A 24,242-nucleotide genomic window follows, 5' to 3' on the forward strand; every position below is an offset into this window, starting at 1 on the left:
AACTCCGTGCGCATGCGCTCCCGCGGTCGTTTAATGCCTGGCTTTGTCTGTCTGTGCCAGCAGGCGGCGTATCGCGGGAATTTGTTTGCGCGCGGCAGACAATCCAGCAAGATACAATTCCTTTTTTCTGCGAATATCAAAGATATTGACATCACCTACTTTAGGGCTGATGACGACATCCGCTGCCTTCAGACTGTCATCCGTGATCCGCTTGCCCATGATATACATGGCAGAATCCAGCACATCCAACGCTGAATTCAGGGCGGGCTGAGACGATTTTGTAGACAGATTAACCGCAATAATCAGCCGGGGATGTAATTTACTGGCCAGTTCCACAGGAACCGGGCTGATGACTCCGCCGTCAATCAGCGCACGCCCATAAATTTGTACAGGCTTGATCGCCCCCGGGATTGCTGATGAAGCAAGCACCGCCGGAGCAATGGGGCCGCTTTCGATAGGATAAAGCTTGCCGCTGTGCACATCCGTTGTCGCGATAATGACTTTTGTATTTAACTCACCAAAACTGCGTGCTTTCATATGCTGCAGTAAAAAAGTCTCCAGCTGATAACCGGCAACGATGCCGCCCCCCGATGTCAGGTTGGAAATATCCGCATAATCCCAGAAGCCTGCGGGCATCATGATGTCATAGGTTTTACGAAAACTCTGGTTATCCGCATAAAGAGACGCCACGATACTGCCAGCGCTGCAACCCACTATAACATCGACAGGAATATGAGCTTCTTCCAATGCCTGCAGCACACCCAGGTGTGCGTATCCACGCACACCGCCCGAGCCCAGTACAAGCGCAACGCGTGGCGGACGGTTGATTTTTTTTACCGGGGGCGGCGTTTGTGGAATATCGATAACAGGTTGCCGGGCTGCGCAAGCGGTCAGGAAAATAAAAAGAGGAACAAGCAATATTACATATAATACATTGACTTGCCGCTTGATATTCATCACGTTTATAGTTATGGTCATTTTTAGATCGTCGCAGGCTTGTTATTTATATTGTTATCTGTAATGTAGCTAGACATCGTGTTTTGACGGTATTTTATTCATTACAAGATATTATGCAAACAAAATAATCTTCGCGTGCTGGCATAGACAGACATTGAGGTGATGAAATAAAGGGTCACAGCCTCTTTAAACCCGGGAGCAGGAAGTGACCCATTTAAGAAGAATTATATTTTCCTGAATATCAACGTCCCATTAGTGCCGCCAAAACCAAAAGAATTGGACAGGGTAACTTGAATAGGCATTTTTTGCGCTTGATGTGGAACAAAATTGAGGTCACACCCTTCACTGGGATTATCCAGATTGATAGTGGGTGGAGCAATCTGGTCGCGAATAGCCAATATTGAAAAAATGGCTTCAACCGCACCAGCCGCGCCTAGCAGATGGCCGGTCATGGACTTGGTTGAACTCACAGCAAGACGGTAGGCATGACTGCCAAAACTGCGTTTGATACCCATGACTTCCAGTTCATCACCGGCAGGTGTAGATGTGCCGTGCGCATTGATATAAGCCACTTCTTCCGGCTGGATACCGGCATCGTTCAAGGCTGCGTTCATGGAAGCCGCACCGCCTTTACCTTCCGGATCAGGTGATGTCATGTGATGCGCATCAGCACTCATGCCAAAACCTATCAGCTCGGCATAGATTTTGGCACCGCGAGCCCTGGCCATTTCATACTCTTCCAGAACCAGCATTCCTGCTCCATCCCCCAGCACAAACCCATCACGGTCTTTATCCCAGGGACGGCTGGCTTTTTCAGGTTCATTGTTGCGGGTTGACAACGCGCGCATGGAAGCGAACCCTGCGATTCCCAATTTGGTAGTCGCCATTTCAGAAGCGCCTGCCACCATGACATCAGCATCGCCATACATAATAGAACGCGCGGCAAGGCCTATATTATGCGTTCCGGTTGTACAAGCGGACACCAGGGCGATATTTGGACCCTTCATGCCGTATTGAATAGAGACATTTCCAGCCACCATATTGATCAATGCGCCTGGAATAAAGAATGGCGAGATTCGACGCGGACCTGATTCCAGTAATACCGCATGATGTTTTTCTATGCTAGGCAATCCGCCTATGCCTGACCCAATGGCGAGGCCGATACGGTGAGCATTGCTTTCTGTGACCTGCAAGCCGGAATCCTGGATCGCCTGCGTCGCAGCGGCCATGCCATACTGGATGAAATAATCTCTTTTGCGGGCTTCTTTTTCCGGCATGTAAACCGTCGCATCGAAATTCTTGACGCGGCTGCAAATCTGACAGCTCAAATCCGACGCATCAAAATGATCAATGCCAGAAACACCGCTACGCCCCGCTAGAATCGCTTCCCAAGTACTCTCTACCGAATGTCCCAGGGAAGTTACCATCCCCAGGCCAGTGACTACCACACGCCGTTTATTCAAGCAGAAATCCTCTTTACTGAATGATTACAAGGTGAACCGGGAAACAACACAAAGCCTCTCTGTAAGGCTGCCATGTTATTCTGACATTCACCCTGTGTCACAAGATAGATTGAGCTGAAATCAGCTAGCTTTGGTTTCTTTTTCCATACGGTTAACAATGTAGTTAACTGCATCTTTGATGGTTACGATTTTTTCAGCATCTTCATCCGGAATTTCAGTTTCGAATTCTTCTTCAAGCGCCATTACCAATTCAACCGTATCCAGTGAGTCAGCGCCCAGGTCATCAACAAATGAAGCATCGGTGGTGACTTCGTCTTCCTTGACACCCAATTGTTCTACCACAATTTTTTTAACCCGGGATTCAATTTCGTTCGTTTTCATGGTCATGTTAGATCTATCCTCATAAGTAAATACAATAGTTTGTGCTAGTTTATTCGAAAAATGCCAAGTTGCAAGGTCGAATTTATGACGGCTGGCCCGCCGTGCAGCCGCCGTGAATCAATTCATGTACAATCCGCCATTCACATGCAAAGTCTGACCAGTGATATACCCGGCGCCTGCTGAGGCAAGGAAAACAACCGCGGCGGCAATGTCTTCCACCGTTCCCAGCTTTTGCATGGGAATCTTTTGGAAAATCGTATCACGCTGTTCTTCTGTCAGGGCATTTGTCATATCAGTAGCGACAAAACCTGGCGCAACCGTATTCACAGTAATATCCCGCGAGCCCACTTCCAGGGCAAGCGCCTTGCTAAAGCCCATAACACCCGCCTTGGCCGCGCAATAATTTGTCTGTCCCGGATTGCCCGTTGCTCCAACTACAGAACCTATATTGATGATTCTGCCCCAGCGGGCCTTGAGCATATCACGTATACAGGCTTTACTGAGCCGATAAATCGAAGTCAAGTCGGTTTCCAGAACATTTAGCCATTCATCCTCTTTCATACGCAAAAACAAATTATCCTGGGTGATTGCTGCGTTATTGACCAGGATGGACACGACACCAAAACGGCTTTTGACCGATTCCATCAAGGTATTGACCGATGCCGGATCAGTCACATTCAAAGTCATTCCTTCACCTGCTATCCGGTGTTCTTCCAGCATTCCTGTTATTCTGTCCGCACCTTCCGCAGTCGTGGCCGTACCAATGACAGTAGCGCCTTCCCGCCCCAACGCCAAGGCGATTCCACTGCCTATGCCGCGGCTTGCGCCCGTGATCAGCGCAATTTTACCGTTGAGTGAACCCTCGCGATTCATCAGGCGCTCCTTTCATTCTCAGGTTTGAGTAACGCATGAATATTGGCAGAATCAGCGCCAGTAATCAGCGTCAGATTTTTATTAATACGTTTACATAATCCCGTCAACACCTTGCCAGGGCCGCACTCGACGATTTGTGTTATTCCTGATTGCAGGAAATATTGTATCGTCTCCACCCATCTCACCGGGCTGTACAATTGCCTCACCAAGCCGTCGCGAATGGCATCCACGCTTTCATATTGTTTAACATCCACATTATTGATGACAGGAATGCGGGGAACCTGCAAAGAAAGAGTAGAGAGCAGCTCTGCGAGACGCAACGCGGCGGGATGCATCAGGGAGCAATGCGAGGGTACGCTGACAGGGATCATCACAGCCAGCTTGGCTCCCTGGTCTTTCGCGAGCATGACCGCTCGTTCTACCGCTGATTTATGCCCTGCAATCACAATCTGCCCGATACTGTTGAAATTCGCTGGTGACAATACTTCATCCCGAGATGGAGCAGCCTGTTTGCAAATCTCCGTTACAGCGGACTCATCCAGTCCTATCAGCGCGGCCATGGCGCCGACTCCTGGCGCCACCGCTTCTTGCATATATTTACCGCGCGCGGCGACCAGCTGCACGGCATCAAAAAACGCCAGTGAATTTGCACACACCAGGGCTGTATATTCCCCCAGACTATGTCCCGCCAGCATGGATGGGATGACAAGACTTTCAGATTGCAAGATCCGCCACACAGCGTAGGAGGCGGCGAGCAAAGCAGGCTGGGTATGGATGGTCTTGTCCAGTTCTTCAGCCGGACCGTTTTGAACCAGTTGCCACAAATCATATCCCACTGCAGAAGAAGCTTCGTTAAAAGTGTCCAGAACTTCATTAAATTCCCCTGCCAGATCAGCCAGCATACCGACTGTTTGGGAACCTTGCCCTGGAAATACAAACGCCATTGTCGAGTAAACCATATGAAAATTCTTCTTATTCCGATGTACCTGATATTCAAGTCATTCTCTCCCTGGCATGGCTACATGCGGCACGGGAAGATTAATATTTTACCAGAGCAGATCCCCAGGCGAGACCACCTCCAAATCCTTCCATCATCAATATCTGTCCGCGCTGGATACGGCCATCGCGCACGGCTTGATCAAGCGCGAGCGGAATGGATGCGCTGGAAGTGTTGCCCTGTTTGTCCAAGGTAATGGCCACACGCTCCATGGGAAGATTTAATTTCTTGGCCATGGCATCAATAATACGCATATTGGCCTGATGCGGTACCAGCCAGTCGATATCAGACTTTTGCATACCGTTCACTGCCAGCGTTTCATCAAAAAGATCACCTAGTGTATTGACAGCAAGTTTGAACAACTGATTACCCATCATTTTTACCGTCTCCAGATTAGGAGATTTGCCCGAACCCAGGGGAAGGTATAAGACGTCTTTATGCGTGCCGTCAGCGTGAAGGTGTGTAGACAAAATGCCTGGTGTATCGCTTGCGCCCAATACGACCGCGCCCGCGCCATCGCCAAATAATACGCAGGTGCTGCGGTCTTCCCAGTCAATCACGCGCGACATGACTTCACTGCCAATGACCAGGGCGTTTTTGATTGCGCCGGTTCGGATATACTGATCTGCGATGCTAAACGCATACATAAAGCCTGCGCAGGCGGAAGCATTCAAGTCAAATGCGGGACAACCCGCAATTTTATATTTTTCCTGTAACAGACAGGCCGTGCTGGGGAAAACCATATGCGGCGTGGTGGATGAGACAATAATCATGCCAACATCGGCAGGCTTGATGCCAGCCGCCTCTAACGCAATGCGTCCGGCCTGCTCAGCCATCGTCACGGCATTTTCATTATCTGCGGCAACATGGCGTTCATGTATGCCAGTACGCTCCACGATCCACGCATTGGTGGTTTCAACCATTTTTTCGAGGTCGAAATTCGTGAGTATTTTTTTCGGCAGATAACTTCCTGTTCCTAGAATTTTTGAGTATGTCATGGGTTGATCAATGGCCTTCTGAAGATAATGACGATTTCAATGTTTGTTCGACCTGATTCCGTATACGTTCGGGCACATTTTTTTGAACGCCTATAACAGCTTCTTCTATTGCCCGGGCAAATGCCTGTATATTGGCTCCCCCGTGGCTTTTCACCACAGTTCCGTTCAGACCTATGAAGGTAGCGCCATTATACCGGCCAGGATCGATACGCCTGATAAATGATTTCAAGACCGGTTTGACCATAATGCCTATCAGTCTGGTGAAAATATTGCGCATAAAAGCTTCTTTCATCAGCAGGCCGATAAACCGAGCCACACCTTCCGTTGTCTTGAGCGCGACATTGCCGACAAAACCATCGCACACTACCACATCGGCTTCACCCGTATGTATCGCGTCACCTTCAATATAGCCGGCAAAGTTGAGGCATTTGGTATTCGTTAATAAATAAGCTGTCTGCTTGACCAGATCATTGCCCTTGATTTCCTCTTCGCCTATGTTTAACAAATAGACTTTGGGATTTTCGATATTGTCTACCGCCGATGCAAGCACAGATCCCATGACCGCAAATTGAACCAGATTTTCTGCGTTTGAATCCACGTTTGCGCCCAAATCAAGCATACGTACATTCTTGTCAGGGGACATGGTGGGAAAAGTGGAAATAATCGCAGGCCGGTCCACACCCGGCAATGTCTTGAGCACAAAACGCGCCGTAGCCATTAAAGCACCGGTGTTACCGGCACTGACGCACGCCTGCGCCTTGCCTTCTTTCAACTGATTAATAGCGACACGCATGGAAGAATCCTTTTTAGTGCGTAAGGCTTGTGAAGGAAGCTCATCCATTTCCACCTGCTGAGACGCATGCAACAATACTAGGCGTGCCGAATCATATTGACGGGATGACAGCTGCCGCTCCAAAGCAACAGAGTCACCCACCAAGATGAGGCGGATTTTAGGAAATTTCGCCAGTATCTCGAGTGCGGCAGGAACTGTAACGGAAGGCCCATGATCGCCTCCCATTGCGTCAATCGCTATTGTTGTCTCGCTCAACGGATTACTCTTCGTTGTTATCGTCTTCGACCGCGGCGGATTTATTGATAACCTGGCGTCCCTTGTAGTATCCGTCCGGGCTGACATGATGGCGGCGATGGGTTTCACCAGTTGCGGCATCAATAGATAAGGTGGGTTTGGTTAACCCATCGTGTGAACGACGCATGCCGCGTCTTGAACGTGTAACTCGACTTTTTTGAACGGCCATTCTTTAACTCTCCACTCTGATAAACTGATAACGACACAGAAAATGCTTGCTGTGTCATCATCCACGTTTGTGCTTTAACGACTTTAGTACATGGAAAGGATTTTCCCCTTTACCCTGCTCCCAGCCTGAATCCGCCAGCGGCAGCTTGACCTTGCAGTCTTCAGGCTCATGCCTCGGAATAATCGGCAAATTCAAGATGATCTCATCTTCGATCAACTCCCGGAGTGCCAGATTACCCTCGCTCGCCAATGCAGGTTCATAACGTTCCGGCAACGCATTGGCTTCATCCAGGGTATTGACGATACCCAGGACAAAGTCTGACATTATTTCATAAATGAATGGTTCCATACAACGTTGGCATTGCAATGTCAGCGTTGTCTCAAGGTGCCCGGTCAAATAGGTAATACGCTGCTCATCCACGCCAAACTGGAGATGGACCTTGACCGTATCATCATTTCTCAGCACGTTTGCGCTTAATCTTTGCATGTCAGCAATCTTGAGTGTGCCATCCAGTCCCAGGCTCTGCTCGGCATAGCGAAACGGATCAATGTGTTCAGGTATGATTTTTTCAGACATGGGCGCATTTTATGAGCGCACTCTGCTGGTGTCAATCATGACACATCATATTTATTCTCAGGGACTTGCGTGATCTATGGACGCCCCGCAGGTGATAGGCCGCAGCAACAGACAGGATTTTCCATTCTCATTCGATCGATGGCGTTGGCAGGAGAATGTCGCCTTAGCCCCGCAATGCTCGCTTATCCGCCAGCCTTAATATTTCCTTAAGCATTCACACCTAGAATGCTGTTCATTAAAGTATCAATAACTTATTAAAAATTGCGAGGAGATACCGATACATGTCCAGCCCACGCGCCAACAGTTCCCCCCTGGATATACCCGGCAGCAGTGACCACCGGGACAATGACCTGGAAATCACTGTCACCACCGACCATGATCAAACCACTTATGTGGCTTCCCTGTCCCCCGGCCAGCGCGCAGAAGTTGATTTTGGCAGCCTTCCTGCTGACGAACACGTTCAAGTTGCGGTCCGTTCAGGAAACATCAGCTTCAGATTAGGAACTACCCCAGAAAACAAGGGGACGTCATCCTTTCTGGGATCCAGCATTCCCGTTCCCAGCACTTCCATTCTTCCGTTACAGCCGGAACTGCGGCTCGTGCCATCTGACGGTTCTCAGGGACACGAAGTGTCTCTCAACGTTTCCGACGAGATTGGCATGCCTCACCCCGCTGATTCTTCTGTAAGCGCCTCGACCTTGAGAAATCGAAGAAAGCGTGAGCGCAAGCGGCTTGCCAAACAGAGAAAGCGCGCGGCGGCACAACGAGATATAGAAAGCGCCTTGCCGACTGAAAGGGATTCGCTGTTACGCGTGAGTGATGAAATCATCAATAGTGAACCCCTCACCGATGATGAACCCACAGAAGAGCAACAAGGCTGGTGCGCATGGGCATGCAGCGGTGCTGCCTCATTCACTAAAACCCTGGGCGGCGGAGCATATTATGTTGTCACCCATCCGATCAGTGTCGGCTTGTCCGTCCTGACCGCAGCCCCGCCCGCTCTTAACTCCCTCGCCATGCCTAGCGGTGAAAGCCCTGAGAAAATCGGACCGGAATGGTGGGCTGCCATGTCCACCCTGGTCAAGACGCATTCCATCGTCAACTCTGCGTCTTCCCTGGGCATCAATGCAATCATGAACGCTTTCTTTTTACCAACGGCCTGGGACAAATTCAAAAACAGTATCACGCATACGTTTGACAGCCCCAGGGAGTTTTTTGACAACGTCTTCTCCATCTTGTTCGGTGTGGGCGGCGCACTCGCGGCAGCCGCTATCGCCTATAGCGCATTTCTCTGGCTGCCTGCAGGTGCGATTTCCGCCTCGGTTCCGGCCGTCATCAGCTTCGTGGTCACACTGGCTTCACGCTACATAGGTGTAAAAAATGTGTTCAAACGCATCCATCACCTGTTCAATGATGATGCCAAGGCTCAAGCTGATTTCGCAGAAGCGCTGGAACATATCAAAGAAGACTATCTTGAAGAAATCCAGAGTGAATTTGACAAAATCATTGAACGATTGTTCGCGCACCGCGATGCGGACACGCCGCTGACCAACGCGGACTATGAACAGATCGCTGACGAACTGACAGACGTTTTGACCCGGCTGGCGGATGCGCACCCCGACCTGATCAAAGACAAAACCACGCTGGAGTATATCACCAAGTACACCGGCATGTTATTCGATATCACTTTCGCGCTCACATTAGTGGGTGTTCCTTCCTACCTGACTTTCATGCAAAAAGGTTTTGATGGTGTGAATACGCTGGCGAAATTTGCCGGTAATGATTTGAGCGGCATCAACATCTGGCTCAAACGACTAATAGGCGTCATACCAGGCCTGGCATCTGCCATGTTATACGCGGATTCCGGCACCAAAATACGCACCACTCTTACTCAGCTTGCCTGTCACTTGTATGAAAATCCCAAACAAATCCCGGCGGCGCTGGCTGTACTGGGAGCCAACGGATTTGCCGCCAGCGGGCCGCAGAATGTGGCCGCAGGAGTGCTCGCCAATCCTGATAACATCATCGGATTAACCAAAGACACGGCCCTGGGATCAACTTTTGTTATTCTTAACGCGATTTCCGGAGGCGGAGCGGTCAATGCCAACGCGTCCCTGACCAAGGCATTCCTGTCTACCAATCCTGATGCAGTCCACGTGTCCGAAAAAGACTTGGCGAAACACTTAGGCAAGGTCAGTGATACCCTGGTCAGCCACCGTGTCGCTGACAAGTTCAAAGTGTTCATGAACAAGGTGAACCATGAGCCCGATCGCGATGCCGTACGGGCTGAGCTGGACCATACCAACAGCGTCTTTATTTAAACCCTGTCAGTTTAAAACCCGCCCTGGATAGCGATTTTACCCAGGGCGTTCTTATTCGCTTGATATCTCGGGCCGGATACATTATCTTGTTATTCTAAAGCAGCAAAACAACTACATATAGTGGTTTCGCGCGAGCGCGACCCCAAGCCTGCTCCAAGTATTAAACATTTAGCTATTGTGGAGAAAGAGAACATGGATATCCAATCAGCATCCTCTCACGTTGCTCACGCCCCTCATTTCGATGTCGTGCAAACCGCTCCCGGTCAGATCAAAGTCATTCGCCGTAACGGCACTGTCACACCTTTTGACGCGAACAAAATCGCTGTCGCCATGACCAAGGCCTTTCTGGCTGTGGAAGGAGACACGGCAGCCGGTTCCAGCCGCATTCATGAAAAAGTATCCTTATTGACCAAAAAAATTGCCGATACGTTTGACCGTCGACTGCAAAGCGGCGGCACGATTCATATTGAAGAAATACAAGACCAGGTTGAACTGGAACTAATGCGCACGGGTGAATACAAAGTCGCCAAGTCTTATGTGCTTTACCGCGAAGAACGTCGCCGCGCCCGCGAACAAGAGCAAAAAGAGGCCGACAATAAAAAATCTGCATACATTTTGCATGTCACCCTCCCGGATGGCACTATCCAACCGCTGGACATGGACGCCCTGCAAAAGCAGGTCCGGAATGCCTGCGTGGGTTTGACCGATGTGTCGCCTGATCACATTATTGAAGATGCAAAGCGTAACCTGTTTGACAAGGTACCGGCGCACGAAGTCAGCAAAGCCTTGGTAATGTCCGCACGCACACTGATAGAAAAAGAGCCCAATTATACTTACGTTGCAGCCAGACTACTGCTGGTGGATTTGCGCAGCGAAGCGCTGGATTTTCTAAAGATACAGAATAATGCAAGCGCGATTGAACAACAGACATTTTATCCAGCTTATCTTGAGGCTTATCTTGACACGGGCATCAAACATGAATTGCTGAGTCCCAAACTCAAATCCTTTGATCTGACCCAGATTGGCGCAGCCATCAGACCCGAGCGCGATTTGTTATTTACCTACCTGGGGCTGCAAACCTTGTATGACCGTTATTTTATCCACTGGGAAGGCCGCCGATTTGAGCTGCCCCAGGTTTTCTTTATGCGCGTCGCCATGGGCCTCGCCATGGAAGAAAAGGAAAAGGAAAAACGCGCCATTGAATTCTATAACCTGCTCTCCACCTTTGATTTCATGAGCTCAACCCCTACGCTGTTTAATTCAGGCACCTTGCGTCCGCAATTATCCAGCTGTTATCTCACCACCGTACCCGATGATCTGGATGGAATCTACAGCGCGATCAAAGACAATGCACTGCTGTCCAAATACGCAGGCGGCCTTGGAAACGACTGGACCAACGTCAGAGCCATGGGCGCGCATATCAAAGGCACAAATGGCAAATCACTGGGCGTCGTACCTTTCCTGAATGTAGCCAATGCCACCGCTGTCGCCGTCAACCAGGGCGGCAAACGCAAAGGCGCTGTCTGTGCCTATCTTGAAACCTGGCATAAAGACATAGAGGAATTTCTCGAACTGCGTAAAAATACAGGCGACGAACGCCGCCGCACACATGACATGAATACCGCCAACTGGATTCCGGATTTATTCATGCAGCGCGTGGCGGAAAACCAGGATTGGACACTGTTTTCTCCCAATGATGTGCCAGATTTGCATGATTTGTACGGCAAGGCATTTGCAGAAGCTTATACCGCCTACGAAGCCAAAGCGGCGCGAGGAGAAATTAAAAACATCAAGAAAATTCCGGCTGTTTCACTCTGGCGCAAGATGTTGACCATGTTATTTGAAACGGGCCATCCCTGGGTCACATTCAAAGACGTTTGCAACCTGCGCTCGCCGCAGCAACACACAGGCGTGGTACACAGCTCCAACCTGTGCACGGAAATCACATTGAATACATCACGTGAAGAAATCGCGGTCTGCAATCTTGGCAGCATCAACCTGATCGCGCACATGACCGACAAAGGACTGGACCAGGCCAAGCTGCGCCGCACCGTCCATACCGCGCTGCGCATGCTGGATAACGTTATAGACATCAATTATTACTCGGTTCCGCAAGCCAGGAATTCCAACATGAAGCACCGGCCCGTCGGCATGGGTCTCATGGGTTTTCAGGACGCACTCTATAAACTTCGCATTCCTTATGCGTCCCGCGAAGCGGTAGAATTCGCCGACCGATCCATGGAGCAAATCAGTTATTATGCGATAGAAGCCTCCACTTATCTTGCGGAAGAACGCGGCAAATACTCTTCCTATGAAGGATCACTCTGGAGCAAAGGCATACTGCCCATTGACTCACTCGCCATTCTTGAGCAAAACCGCGGCGCCTATCTGGAAATCGACAAATCACAGACCCTGGACTGGAAAACACTGCGTGAACGCGTAAAAGCCGTGGGCATGCGCAACTCCAATGTGCTGGCTATCGCTCCCACCGCCACTATTTCCAATATCTGCGGCGTTTCACAATCAATAGAACCGACTTACCAAAACCTGTTCGTGAAGTCCAATCTATCCGGTGAGTTTACCGTGATTAATCCTTACCTGGTTGCTGATCTCAAGCAGGAAGGATTATGGGATGAAGTCATGGTCAACGACTTGAAGTACTATAATGGCAGTGTCGCGAAAATTAATCGCATACCGGAAAAATTAAAACAGATTTATGCGACAGCATTTGAAGTGGACCCCATGTGGCTGGTTGAAGCAGGATCACGCCGCCAAAAATGGATTGACCAGGCCCAGTCCCTTAACCTGTATATGGCACAGCCATCAGGCAAGAAACTGGACCAGCTTTACCGCCACGCCTGGACACGCGGACTGAAAACAACTTATTATCTGCGCAGCATGGGTGCAACTAATACTGAAAAGGCAACCATTGATGACCGCGCATTGAACGCCGTGCAAGTGGATCCCGTGTCAGCAGCGCCCAAAGCCTGCCTGATCACCGACCCGACTTGTGAGGCATGTCAATAATTCATCGTATCCAACACACTGTCTTCCCTGCAGCCATGTTTGCGGCCAAAGGGAAGACCAGCGGAAAAAGATCCAGCGGGCAGCAAGATCACTTCCCGCTTTTCCCGCTGAAGCTGCTCTGCCAGATGTTTGCATCGGGAGCAGAAGTCAAACGTAACTGTAGGGAGATATTTATGACAGCAGCATCAAACCTGGGTGGCATTACTGGCCTGGAATCACTGGAAATGGGCGCGGCGCGCGTTCAAGTGGACGACAAAAAAATCATTAACTGCCGCGCAGACCTAAATCAGCTAGTTCCGTTCAAGTATAAATGGGCATGGCAAAAATACCTGGATGCATGCGCTAATCACTGGATGCCTAATGAGATCAATATGGCGGCCGATGTGGCGCTCTGGAAAGACATGAATGGTTTAACGGAAGATGAACGCCTGATTATCAAACGTAATCTGGGCTTTTTTTCCACAGCAGATTCTCTGGTTGCTAACAATCTTGTGCTGGCAGTTTACCGTCACATTACCAATCCTGAATGCCGTCAATATCTTCTGCGTCAGGCGTTCGAGGAGGCGTTGCACACCCATGCTTATCAATATGTCATCGAAAGTCTGGGCATGGATGAAGCTGAAGTATTTAATATGTATCGGGAAGTTCCCTCGGTTGCCCGCAAAGCCGCGTGGTCGCTCAAATATACGCAAAGCCTGGGCGATCCCAACTTTCACACGGGTACGCCTGAAAACGACAGGCGATTACTGCGCGACTTGATTGCTTTCTATGTGATATTCGAAGGCATATTCTTTTATGTAGGCTTTACGCAGGTTTTATCCATGGGACGCCGCAATAAAATGACGGGGACCGCGGAACAGTTTCAATACATATTGCGTGACGAGTCCATGCATCTTAATTTTGGTATTGATGTCATCAACCAGATCAAAATTGAAAATCCGCATCTTTGGACTGATGAGTTCAAACAAGAAGCCATTGACATGATACGCGAAGGCGTGGAACTGGAATATACCTACGCGGTTGACACCATGCCACGCGGTATTTTAGGTCTTAACGCGGAAATGTTCAGGGAATATCTGCAATTTATCGCAAACCGCCGCTGCGCGCAAATCGGCTTGGCACAACAGTTTCCAGGCGCAGCCAACCCGTTTCCATGGATGAGTGAAATCATGGATCTCAAGAAAGAAAAAAACTTCTTTGAAACACGCGTCATTGAATATCAAACTGGCGGCGCACTTAGCTGGGATGAATAACGTGGAAACCAACTCCCGCCATAACAGCAGGAGTTGGATAACAAACAGCCGCAATTGGAAAAACGCCACCGCGACTATTGACAGGACTGAACCATGACCAGGAAGCTCACTCTGCCGATTTATACATTACTGACGGGCTTGATTTTAAATCATGCAGTGTATGCACAATCAGAATCTGCGACTGCCAGCATCCATAATGCATTTTCATCCTGGACAGCTTCATTTAACCGCAAAGACCTGAATGCAACCTGCGATTTGTTTGCGCAGAATCTCATCCTGGAATATCAAGGACAACCCGCCAAGAATTATGATGAAGTCTGTCAAAATTTCAAAAAACTGTTTGCCTCCCCAGACATCAATTATCACTATGAATACAAGATTCATAATATCTATCAGACCAATGATTGGGCTGCCGTGAGAATTACCTGGATTTTAAAAGCAGACAATAAGAATAAAAATGAAATCCTGATACAAGAAGAAGGCATGGATATCATGGCAAAAACCCCTTCCGGAAAGTGGAAAATCATACGAAGTTTCGCCTACCCCAGCCATGCCCTGGCATAATGAATGGCACAGCCTGATAAACACTGTTTACAAGTTAATGGCTCTTATCTGTCTGGAAGGTGATTCATGTTGCCGCATTATGTCAGACAAGGATTGTTCCTGTTTCATCCAAAGTATGGTGTCCACACGAAAGCCATCCGCTTTCTCTTCCACGGCCTGATTTGTCAGATCAAGATCTGCCTGCAAAACTGGATCTTTAAGATTGTTCACGCCACGCAGATATTTGATGTCCAATGGATCTGATGTATTTGTCTGGCCGGTACCAGCAAGCATAGAACCCATACTGGATGCCAGCGAACTCTGCGCAGACGGCTTTGAATGCAGACTTTTGATGACTGATTCAATTAACTCGGCCTTGGTTTGCCGCACAGCATAAGTGGTATGTAATTCAATACCCTCTATTTCGAGCAGACAACCATCCACTACCCGATGGCCGACCTGATTGACATGCAATTCATGAATGAGGTGTTTGATATCTTTTGGATTGGTGAAACTTATAAAAATGGCGCGCTGGCCCGGCTGGCGGTTATAGGCACTGACTTGACTTAATAAACCCTTAAAATCCTGATACTTCGGATTCATAGCGTTCCAGGATGCATCAAATTCTTCCGTGCTTAGCCTGATACCCGTGGCTTGTTCCAGCTTGCCAAGCATATGGTTCGTAAAATCCGCTTCATTCATTTTTCCATGCTTGAAATCATTTATTATGTTTAAATTCTGATGAAGCACCATGGCAACCGCTTTGCCAGTCTCATCAGTCATTGTTGCCTGTTTTTTACCTGCAATCAGGGTAGTAAATGCCTGAATAGCCTTCATGAAATCAGGTGTAATCACATCACCCAGATTGATGATTCTGACTTGTTTTCTGTCTGTTAGCATTTTAATTTCCTTATTAACATCGCTGTCTGCAAATCAGGGCCTGAAATCAGGCGCAGGCAAATGATCAGCGGCGGATACTTGACCACTGTCAGACGGCTTGCTTGACCGGTAAGATTGCAACAACGTCATGTTTGTATTTATTGATAAAGAGGAATGCTGCAGTGACCGGCTTGCGCTCTTCTTCCACACAGATTGAGAAACTGCAGGAGTAGTAGATGCCAGTCTTTGCTCCTGCCCCTCCCGTGCCTCCTGTCTTTCTGGTTCAATAACACTTGAAGCAGCCGTTTCAGACTGCGCCGGAACAAACTGCCGCAACAGTAACGTTGTCGATGGCTTGAAAGTTTTATCCGCGCGTTTCCATGTAACAGATGCCGGCAACGGACATGCGCCGGCCAGCTCAGGAGCAGCTGTCTCAAGGCCTGGCTCAGGCGTGATGTCTGTTTGATGCACATTCGTTTTCTTTCGCGCTAACAACCTGAATCGGGGCTTTTTATCCTTGACTGCCGCACCAGGCACGGCCAGACCCAATGCCTTGCACAATTGTGGATCCTGAGTATTGCGTAAGTTATGCTGCAAAACAACTTTCATATGCGCACCCAGCCCTTGATCCAACGCATGGGCATATTCCAGAATTTTGCTCACGAGCTCGCGCTGCGCCTTTTGATCACGCGCTGATTCATGCACCGAGATTTCAGCAAGATGGATCAGCACAGAACGCTTGACTTCCCCAAGAATATTTTCATCATCCTGGACATTTAAAAGTTCAAAGAGTTTTCTCTGATTGTCATGATGTTGTGTAAAAAACTCCAGCCATAAAGCAACAGCCCTGTCTCTGAGGGCACCCAGCAATCCGGATATTTCAATTTCACGTCTGTCAGCCTTTACATTTTTCAATAACTGAATAACCAGGGGAATTTCAAGCCGTTCAAGTTTGGTCAGGTTGAATTCCACGCCATCAAGAAATGCGTGAACAGCAACAGATCCCAGCATCAGTTCATACTTATTGAGATCAGTCTCATTTAAGGAATTTTTATCCCGGAATTTTTCAAAAACATAACCCATAAATGATTCAAGTACATTTTCCTTGAACAAGGCGTTACGCACCAGCCTGTGAAATTCCTGATGAGATTTAAACTGCAATATTTCGGCCGCAGTCATCTCCGGCCTCACTCGAATGACATCGGTCAATAAATGAAAACAATAGGCGCGCGCAATCTCATTTAACATGTTCGGAATTTGCAACCGCTGGCTATCAGAAAGCTGATGATTTTCCTGTTCCAGCTCGCGCCTTAAATCAGCCATCATGGGCTGGACCAGTTCTTTCAATTTTTCATCCAGCGCCTTTAAGGCCATGATCAACAAATCCTTCTCCAGAGGAAACCTCAGGCCCAGCAGACTTTCCAGCTCTTTCAATTGTTCGACCTGATTTTCCCAGATCATGTTAAACCGTGCACGGCTTTCACTGCTCATGCGCGCCAAAACGACATTTTTCTTATCGAAAGGCCTGTTCAGATAATTCTCTAGCACTGCAAAAAAAGTATTCGCCTTGCGTGAGCTATCATGCTCGGTATGACGGATAAAATCACAAATAACTGCCTGGTCTGGTCGTGTGTTCATGGATATCTCATTTGTATTGACGCTTCATGATGAATAGGTTTAATGCTGTTCGCATTACAGCTTCTTTTTTGCATCACTCAATTTGTAAAGATTACCTGCCTGGCCGGCATTCTGACGGCGCGCTGCCTGTATTCTGTAGATTCCTATCAGGCTGATAATAATCCATGCAAACTCAATCAGGAACGATGAAAGATTGAAATGAAATAGCAGGGAAAACAAAATAAACAATGCACCCGTGAAATTGTATAGCTGATAGTTCATGGTCTGGGCTGAAATTCTGTTGGTGCTTAGCTGAAAATACGCTATGAGCAACAAGATGACGCCGGCGATACCTACAGCATCCGATGATTTGGCCAGTAAATCATAAATCATTTTTCTCACACTCCGCGTTATCAAATTTGTAATGTCTGTTGTGCTGCCGGCCTGATCTGATTAAATGCTGATCTGCAGCAGCGATAGTGCTGTTTCTATTACGTGAATATCGGCATCAGGTTGGTGGGCGTGCTGGCTCAAGTGACGACGCCAGGCTGCCGCCCCGCGCTGGCCTTGAAACAAGCCTAAAATATGGCGCGTAATCGCGCTTAATTTTATACCATTCCTTACCTGTTCGTGAATATAGGGAAGGAATTTTTTTATTACCGCATGGCGATCTGATATTTCCTTAAATTTGAAATACTTGGATTGAATTTCCGCGAGCAGATAAGGATTGGAGTAAGCAGCCCGCCCTATCATGACCCCATCAACATGGGGAAGATGGCGGTCAATATCGGATACGGATTGAATGCCCCCATTAATGATCACCGTCAGACCGGGAAAATCTTTTTTGATTTGATACACTGTTTCATACTGCAGCGGCGGGATTTCACGGTTTTGTCTGGGGCTCAAACCTGACAGCCAAGCCTTGCGGGCATGGATGATAAATGTTTTGCAGCCTGCGCTTGCCAGGGTACTGATAAAATGATGTAGTTGTTCATAACTATCTTGCTCGTCCACCCCGGTTCTGCATTTGACCGTGACAGGAATGGAAACCTGCGCCTGCATGGTTGATACACAATCCGCGACCCATTCAGGCTCCAGCATAAGACATGCACCGAAACGACCGGCACTGACACGCGGGCTGGGGCAGCCGACATTCAGATTGATTTCATCATAGCCGTATGACTCTCCTAATTTAGCGCCTTTGGCAAGCAAGTTTGGGTCGCTTCCTCCTAATTGCAAGGCGACAGGGTGTTCTGATGCATCATACGCGAGCAGATAATCAACATTGCCATGCTCCAGGGCCAGTGCTGTAATCATTTCCGTGTACAGCAACACATCAGGTGAAATCAGGCGTAAAAAATAGCGGTCATGACGGTCGGTGTAATCCATCATGGGAGCGACTGATACCAGGCGAGATGTATTCGGGTTAGCCATGTTTTTTCTGATTTAATGATTAATGCTCATGTCAGTTCAGCGAGGGTTGCCAGCTGACTGATTAATGACTAATTAATATTGTGTTTGCGGGGATTATATCAAATCACGTCAGTGATGACGAGAGCAGGATGAATGGAAAATACCAGCATAAAAATGTTAATATTCAATGAATTTCATATCATACGCCGGCTCAGGAGTCCGCCATGACACGTATAGAACGCTCTGCCACCCGAGTGAAAGGCTTTGATAATGCTGAAATGGACTTTCAACTGCTACGCATGCTGGGAATGACATCTTATGGCGGCGCATCAATTGGGGAGTGCCTGTCATTAACAACCCGTATTAAAAACGGCGACACCGATGACTGGACAAGAGAATATGCCGCATTGGCGCAACGGTTAAAAGATAAGGCTTATTCAGCACTTGCTAAAGGACACACGGTCACGGCCAAAGAAAGTTTATTGAGAGCCTGTAATTATTACCGCTCGGCAGAATATTTTTGTGATCCCGCCAAGCCTGAACAGCGCGAGCTGGGATTACTGTCCCGCAGCTGTTTTATAGAGGCCGCCAAATTTTTTACCACGCCGGTTGAAGTGCTGGAAATACCTTATGAAACCCGCTGGATGCCGGGATATTTCATCCGCCCGGCAAATGACCGTCAAAAACGTAAAACCGTGGTCATTGTCACCGGCTTTGACGGCAGCGGAGAAGAAATGTATTTTCAATGTGCTGCCGGCGCCCTGGAACGTCACTACAATGTCCTGATTTTTGAGGGTCCGGGTCAGACCGGAATGCTGAGACTGCATCCGGAATTGAAATTTCGCCCCGATTATGAGATCCCTATAAGCTATGCACTGGATTATGTCTTAAGCCGCGACGATGTGGACGCCACCCGGCTCGCTGTATACGGTATCAGCTTTGGCGGATATTTTGTCGCGCGCGGCGCGGCTCATGACCGCAGAATCAAAGCCGTTATTCCCAATTCACCCATTGTTGATTTACACGCTTACATGTTGAGTTTTATAGGCATTAACAAGAATGACCTGAATGAAGACGTCAGGCTGGATGAGCTTGATGCTATTCCGGACAGCGCCATTCCCAAGATGATCAAACAGGGAATACGATCCGGCTGTTATAAATTCGGAACATCCACTTTCCTCGAATTCATCAGCAAACTGGAATCCTTCCGTATCGGAGACGCACTTAAAAATATCATCTGCCCCAGCCTGGTCTTGGCTGGCGAAGGTGAAGGTGATGAAGCCCTGAGACAGGCATATGTCTATGAAAAAAAAGTATCAGGACCTGTCAGTAAAAAAATATTCACAATACAGGAAGGCGCGGATACCCATTGCCAGCTTGGGAATCTGGCCTTGTCCTCCAGTGTTGTATATGATTGGCTGGATGATTGGTTCAAGTGATTGGCCGGCGATCCAAAAGATTAAAATAATAAAAAGAATTTTTATCAAGCATATAAACGAGAGAGTATTGCGATATGATGCGTGGGACCCTGATGCCGCCCCGTGCGGATGAAATCCAGCAGATTGAAGATAACGAATTCGGCCGAATTTACAAGGTCAAGCAATCCTCGCAGCCCGTTTATCTGTTTGCAAAACCGCCGCATAAACGTTTACGAAGCACACTGCGCGGATTCAGCCGAAATCGATACAAACGATTACCCATAGGAAAAGACCCTTATCCCGCCATACTCACGGATCCTTCAGATGAAGCGATGATAGGCGTGCATCAGGAACTCGCTCCTGATCAAGTTGTAATTGCCAGAAACATGCCCGGACACGACGGTATTCTGGAAGTCGTGACATTCAAACACAAGGGTAAAAGACGTGACGACATGCCGGAAAGCGGCGACAGCATTGAAATTATCAGCAAGGGATACGCTTTCAAAAAAGACTTGTTGCGCAATGAGGATATTGAGGAACATTTCGAACCTGTCACAGACGTCCTCTTTCCCCATGATGACTTAATCGGTGATGTCAAACAAAGCATTTTCGGCGACTGCTTTTTATTATCCAGTATCATAGGTATTCTGAAAACACCGGGTGGATCTGATTTCATTAAAAATATGATGAGACAATCAGCCGATGGAAAGCATACTATCGTCAGACTGTTTGATCCCAATACCCGTGAGCCTGTCTATTATCATATTAAAAACTCATATTATTATCAGAACGGAAGCAATACGGTAAAACACCTCGCCCCTTGGGTGCACATTCTGGAAAAAGCCTATACCGCACATGCGCTGAAACGAAACCCAAATGAAAAAGACGCGCATGCGTATGTGTATACCTACCCTTCCTTCAGAGAAATTTTTGGCGACGGAGGCCGCCCTGAAACAGCGCTGATCATACTGACGGGGCAGGATGCCCAGGAATTACAGATGCCCGAGCCATCAGATTATCCATGGAACCAGGACAGCTTGTTATACAGCATGGCCGTGTACAATCGTGTTGCCGCCTATGTTGAATCCATGAATCAGGACCAGATTCCTCTGCTGGATACAATCTTGCGCACATGTTCTCAATCATCTGGATTATTGCCGTTTGTAAAACAGATTCAAACCCTGACCGCTGATATTACCAATCACGACATTCAGACCATCAGAAGTACCGTCGGTGCCCTGCTCAAGGAACAGATTCAATATGATGAACAATCCGTTTTACTGGCTATGTTGTCACGCATGCTTGATTCAGAAATCGATGACGAAGCAAAGCTTGAACAACTGCATGCGTTTTCACATTATCTGGCTGAATACATCAAATTAATCATTGAATCACCGCTCGCGATCAATAAGGCGGTCAAAGATATCAGTGTCATTGCAGAACTGGGTAAATATATCAAAGAATTGATCCTGCATGACCGATGGGATGATTTTGAACATGGTATCAATCTGAATACCGCCACTTCAACGCTGGAAGATGTCGCCATTTCATTAAACAAATTAATGCGTTATCAACCACCCTTGCCAGCCAAGGTGCTGGAATGTTTTTCTTCTTATATGGGAAGAGATGCGGACGCGAGGAAAATTCGCTGGAACGGCGCGCTTGGAACCGGTTTTTACACTGAAAAGTCCCTGGGAATATACAAAACTATCAAACATAAATTACACGGTGCCGGCACATCGTATTCTCTGGCGGCATCGACTCATGCTTCTTTCCCCGAGGGTGAAGTCCCCGGCCTGCGCAGCCAGCATGCCTACGGAATCATAGGGGTAGAAAAGAAAACCGTCCAGGGACGGGAGTTAAGATTTGTCAAGCTGCGCAACCCCTGGGGGCGCGTTGGCAGGCATTATGACTGGGAGAACAGAAGTTACGCTGATGCGCGCAGCGAAAACTTTGTGACAGAACAGCCGGAATTAGCTGAATTTGAAGTGGAACTGTCTGACTTTACCAGATATTTCTGCAAGGTATCTTATGGAAAATGTCAGCCAGTCCCGCAAGCTGCACCTCTTTTGCAAGCTCAGGTCAGTGACCCGGATTTATTATCTCAGGGTAAGCAGCCCAAACCTCCCAGACCCCCGCAGCATCACGACAATGAAGATGCAGGCTACGCGGTCAAACGCCCCGGATTTTTCAAACGTCATCTGGGCAAATTCGCAGGCGCCGGAATGGGGGCACTGATTGGCGGCGGAATAGGTGCCTTGATTGGCTTTTTCCTCGCGCCGGTCACATTTGGAGCCAGTGTGCCATTATTTGCTGCCATTGGCGCAGTAGTGGGAGGCGCGGCGGTAGGCGCAGGCGTAGGTGCAGGCATAGGCGCCATTGTGGATTCCTGTTGCAGAAACGCGGGAGCAAGTGATGAGATTGCCTATCAGGCTGTCCCTACTGAAGACCCTGACCAGGAGGGGTTTAACAATACCACCATGCACGCCAGACTGGGCGCCAGCGCCAGTGAGAGAAAAAAGAAAGGCCTGCTCATGAAAGATACTTATGATGACCCGAGAGAGGAATATGCCAGCAGAAACGTTACCTATTCCGCGCCCAGAGATTTTGCGCATAATGGAATGAATGTAAGCCGTAACACTTACAATTCATGACAGTGACTCAACACAGATCATCCTGCGAATAAACACACGCGGCAACTGGCAGGCAGTATTCACATTCATTCTCAGGCTGTCTCTTCCTGCAGGCCATGGACGGGCATCATGGTGCTCCATTGTTTACAGCCGGGACATTGCCAATGCAGCGTCTTGCCTGAAAATCCGCAAGAGGAACATTGATAATCCGGCTTGGTTGCCAGCAGGTTTTTCATCAGATTTTGCAGGATATGCAAATCTTCCCTGGCTCGCCCTTCAGCATTGGAAATGTAGATATTGACAAAGATATAAAGCCCGCGCAGAGAGGGGTAACGTCGCACGTAATCTGCCACGAAATTGGCTGCGACCTTGTCACCCTTCCGTTTACGAATACGCTCGGCCAGAATCAGCACAACGGGTACACGTGGATGTTCCTCCAGCAGCTGCTTGAGGTAATAAACCAGTTTATCTTCCTCGCCTAGTTTTTCATAACAGGAAGCCAGTAATTCTATCGATTCCGAAAGATATCGCGGATTTTGATCTTTGATTTTTTTCAGGTATGGCAAGGCCTTTTTATGTTCATCCTGCTCCATGAGGACTTTTGCCTGCAGCAGGCTGGCACGTACACAAGACTTGTCGGCGTGTAAAGCTTTTTCAAAATAGTCGAACGCCATGTCATACTGTTTTCTGTTTAGCGCGGTTTCGCCCAGCTCACAATAATAATGTGCTATCACCGGCTGCATATTTACCTTCGCCACAGATTCATACTTGATCGCAGCATGTACCGCCTTGTCCCAATCCTTTTCCTGCTGATAGATGTCAATCAAGGTTTTTAGGGCTTGCGCCGAGTGGGGCTTGGCGTTGGCAAGCTCAAGAAATATTCTTTCCGCCCTATCCAGCACGCCGGCGCTGAGGTAATCCTGGCCCAGCTCATACAGGGATTGTTCGCGATAGATTTTTTCCAGTTGCGGACGCGCAATCAGATTTTGATGAATGCGGATAGCGCGATCCACCTCACCACGGCGCCTGAAAAGTTTTCCGACAGCCAGATGGGTTTCGACAGTATCGCTATCCACTTCCAGCATTTTGATGAAGACATCAACCGCTTTGTCTGTTTCTTCGTTCAGCAGGAAATTCAAGCCAATCAGATAATCGCGGGGAACGTTGATTTTGCGCGCCGATTCCGCCCTGGGACGAGCGCGATAGCCCAGAAACCAGGCGATCGCTATACAAACAAGAACCAGGAAGAATCCTATCAGCTTCATCAGACTTTATCCTGAAGTGGAATCGCGCGCAGATTATCAATTTCCTTCTCGGCCATTTGTAACCGCTGGCGCAAACGATAATTGCTGATTTTCGATTTGATTAGCATCCAGAAGCCGACGATCATTCCGATCAGACAGCCCAGGGCAAACACAATCACCAATAGTAATGACAAAGGTAATGTGGATTGGCCAAGATAATAATTAATGGTGACCGACTCGTAATTCAGCGCAGCAAATGTTGTGCCGAACAATACAATGACCAACAAGAAGAAGTAACTCAAAATACGCACTCTTATCTCCTAAAATTCTACCGGGCGAACACTTCCGTCTGAAACCTGGGTGCACGTATTTGAGAACAGGCCGCAGTGCAAA

21 protein-coding genes are annotated in these 24,242 nt (G+C 48.3%); 6 read left to right on the plus strand and 15 right to left on the minus strand.

Annotation, left to right across the window (positions count from 1 at the left end; all coding sequences use genetic code 11):
• Positions 1 to 30 precede the first annotated feature (30 nt).
• The 9 genes from AQULUS_RS06020 to AQULUS_RS06060 form a co-directional block, all read right to left on the minus strand.
• Entirely contained in the window at positions 31 to 978 is a 948-nt protein-coding gene (locus tag AQULUS_RS06020; protein WP_148339183.1) for a patatin-like phospholipase family protein, read from the minus strand.
• Positions 979 to 1,181: 203 nt separating this feature from the next.
• Positions 1,182 to 2,420 (minus strand): beta-ketoacyl-ACP synthase II, encoded by a 1,239-nt coding sequence (gene fabF / locus AQULUS_RS06025; RefSeq protein WP_148339184.1) that lies wholly within the window; start codon positions 2,418 to 2,420, stop codon positions 1,182 to 1,184.
• Positions 2,421 to 2,540: 120 nt separating this feature from the next.
• Entirely contained in the window at positions 2,541 to 2,801 is a 261-nt protein-coding gene (gene acpP / locus AQULUS_RS06030) for an acyl carrier protein (RefSeq protein ID WP_148340293.1), read from the minus strand.
• A gap of 117 nt (positions 2,802 to 2,918) precedes the next feature.
• Positions 2,919 to 3,674 (minus strand): 3-oxoacyl-ACP reductase FabG, encoded by a 756-nt coding sequence (gene fabG, locus AQULUS_RS06035; RefSeq protein WP_148339185.1) that lies wholly within the window; start codon positions 3,672 to 3,674, stop codon positions 2,919 to 2,921.
• Positions 3,674 to 4,633 carry an ACP S-malonyltransferase gene (gene fabD, locus AQULUS_RS06040; protein WP_148339186.1) on the minus strand — a complete coding sequence of 320 codons (960 nt, stop codon included), beginning with the start codon at positions 4,631 to 4,633 and terminating at the stop codon, positions 3,674 to 3,676. The genes fabG and fabD overlap by 1 nt, the downstream gene beginning before the upstream one ends.
• A gap of 79 nt (positions 4,634 to 4,712) precedes the next feature.
• On the minus strand, positions 4,713 to 5,669 hold the full coding sequence (locus AQULUS_RS06045) for a beta-ketoacyl-ACP synthase III (protein WP_148339187.1): 957 nt from the start codon (positions 5,667 to 5,669) through the stop codon (positions 4,713 to 4,715).
• 7 nt (positions 5,670 to 5,676) lie between these two features.
• On the minus strand, positions 5,677 to 6,717 hold the full coding sequence (gene plsX, locus AQULUS_RS06050) for a phosphate acyltransferase PlsX (protein ID WP_269472868.1): 1,041 nt from the start codon (positions 6,715 to 6,717) through the stop codon (positions 5,677 to 5,679).
• Positions 6,718 to 6,721: 4 nt separating this feature from the next.
• Positions 6,722 to 6,925, minus strand: coding sequence for a 50S ribosomal protein L32 (gene rpmF, locus AQULUS_RS06055; protein WP_148339189.1), 204 nt, complete (start codon positions 6,923 to 6,925; stop codon positions 6,722 to 6,724).
• A gap of 57 nt (positions 6,926 to 6,982) precedes the next feature.
• Complete coding sequence (locus AQULUS_RS06060; protein ID WP_148339190.1) at positions 6,983 to 7,501, minus strand: YceD family protein; 519 nt, start codon at positions 7,499 to 7,501, stop codon at positions 6,983 to 6,985.
• Between the two features lie 281 nt (positions 7,502 to 7,782).
• On the opposite strand from AQULUS_RS06060, the gene AQULUS_RS06065 reads away from it, so the two are divergent.
• The 4 genes from AQULUS_RS06065 (at position 7,783) to AQULUS_RS06080 (ending at position 14,666) form a co-directional block, all read left to right on the plus strand.
• Positions 7,783 to 9,822: a hypothetical protein gene (locus AQULUS_RS06065; protein ID WP_148339191.1), complete on the plus strand. Its 2,040-nt coding sequence runs from the start codon at positions 7,783 to 7,785 to the stop codon at positions 9,820 to 9,822.
• Positions 9,823 to 10,014: 192 nt separating this feature from the next.
• Positions 10,015 to 12,849 (plus strand): ribonucleoside-diphosphate reductase subunit alpha, encoded by a 2,835-nt coding sequence (locus tag AQULUS_RS06070; RefSeq protein WP_148339192.1) that lies wholly within the window; start codon positions 10,015 to 10,017, stop codon positions 12,847 to 12,849.
• A 173-nt stretch (positions 12,850 to 13,022) separates the two neighbouring features.
• A complete protein-coding gene (locus tag AQULUS_RS06075) occupies positions 13,023 to 14,102 on the plus strand; it encodes a ribonucleotide-diphosphate reductase subunit beta (protein ID WP_172622757.1) in 1,080 nt (359 codons plus the stop codon).
• Between the two features lie 93 nt (positions 14,103 to 14,195).
• Positions 14,196 to 14,666 carry a YybH family protein gene (locus AQULUS_RS06080; protein WP_148339193.1) on the plus strand — a complete coding sequence of 157 codons (471 nt, stop codon included), beginning with the start codon at positions 14,196 to 14,198 and terminating at the stop codon, positions 14,664 to 14,666.
• Positions 14,667 to 14,693: 27 nt separating this feature from the next.
• On the opposite strand, the gene AQULUS_RS06085 is transcribed toward AQULUS_RS06080, so the two are convergent.
• From AQULUS_RS06085 to dusA, 4 genes are read right to left on the minus strand one after another with little or no spacing between them, the layout of a single operon-like run.
• Complete coding sequence (locus AQULUS_RS06085; protein WP_148339194.1) at positions 14,694 to 15,545, minus strand: hypothetical protein; 852 nt, start codon at positions 15,543 to 15,545, stop codon at positions 14,694 to 14,696.
• 33 nt (positions 15,546 to 15,578) lie between these two features.
• Positions 15,579 to 17,162 carry a flagellar protein FliT gene (locus tag AQULUS_RS06090; RefSeq protein ID WP_148339195.1) on the minus strand — a complete coding sequence of 528 codons (1,584 nt, stop codon included), beginning with the start codon at positions 17,160 to 17,162 and terminating at the stop codon, positions 15,579 to 15,581.
• Positions 17,163 to 17,216: 54 nt separating this feature from the next.
• Positions 17,217 to 17,534 (minus strand): CBU_0592 family membrane protein, encoded by a 318-nt coding sequence (locus AQULUS_RS06095; protein WP_148339196.1) that lies wholly within the window; start codon positions 17,532 to 17,534, stop codon positions 17,217 to 17,219.
• Positions 17,535 to 17,594: 60 nt separating this feature from the next.
• The gene (gene dusA / locus AQULUS_RS06100; RefSeq protein ID WP_148339197.1) at positions 17,595 to 18,575 is read right to left on the minus strand and encodes a tRNA dihydrouridine(20/20a) synthase DusA; all 981 of its coding nucleotides are present in this window, start codon (positions 18,573 to 18,575) and stop codon (positions 17,595 to 17,597) included.
• Between the two features lie 203 nt (positions 18,576 to 18,778).
• On the opposite strand from dusA, the gene AQULUS_RS06105 reads away from it, so the two are divergent.
• Complete coding sequence (locus tag AQULUS_RS06105) at positions 18,779 to 19,993, plus strand: alpha/beta hydrolase family protein (RefSeq protein ID WP_148339198.1); 1,215 nt, start codon at positions 18,779 to 18,781, stop codon at positions 19,991 to 19,993.
• A 74-nt stretch (positions 19,994 to 20,067) separates the two neighbouring features.
• Positions 20,068 to 22,626 (plus strand): C2 family cysteine protease, encoded by a 2,559-nt coding sequence (locus AQULUS_RS06110; protein WP_148339199.1) that lies wholly within the window; start codon positions 20,068 to 20,070, stop codon positions 22,624 to 22,626.
• Between the two features lie 71 nt (positions 22,627 to 22,697).
• On the opposite strand, the gene lapB is transcribed toward AQULUS_RS06110, so the two are convergent.
• On the minus strand, positions 22,698 to 23,870 hold the full coding sequence (gene lapB / locus AQULUS_RS06115) for a lipopolysaccharide assembly protein LapB (RefSeq protein ID WP_148339200.1): 1,173 nt from the start codon (positions 23,868 to 23,870) through the stop codon (positions 22,698 to 22,700).
• On the minus strand, positions 23,870 to 24,160 hold the full coding sequence (locus tag AQULUS_RS06120; protein WP_172622758.1) for a LapA family protein: 291 nt from the start codon (positions 24,158 to 24,160) through the stop codon (positions 23,870 to 23,872). Before AQULUS_RS06120 ends, lapB begins: the two co-directional genes overlap by 1 nt.
• Positions 24,161 to 24,242: the final 82 nt, after the last annotated feature.

The sequence above is a fragment of the Aquicella siphonis genome (genome assembly GCF_902459485.1).
In the GTDB taxonomy this organism is placed as follows: domain Bacteria; phylum Pseudomonadota; class Gammaproteobacteria; order DSM-16500; family DSM-16500; genus Aquicella; species Aquicella siphonis.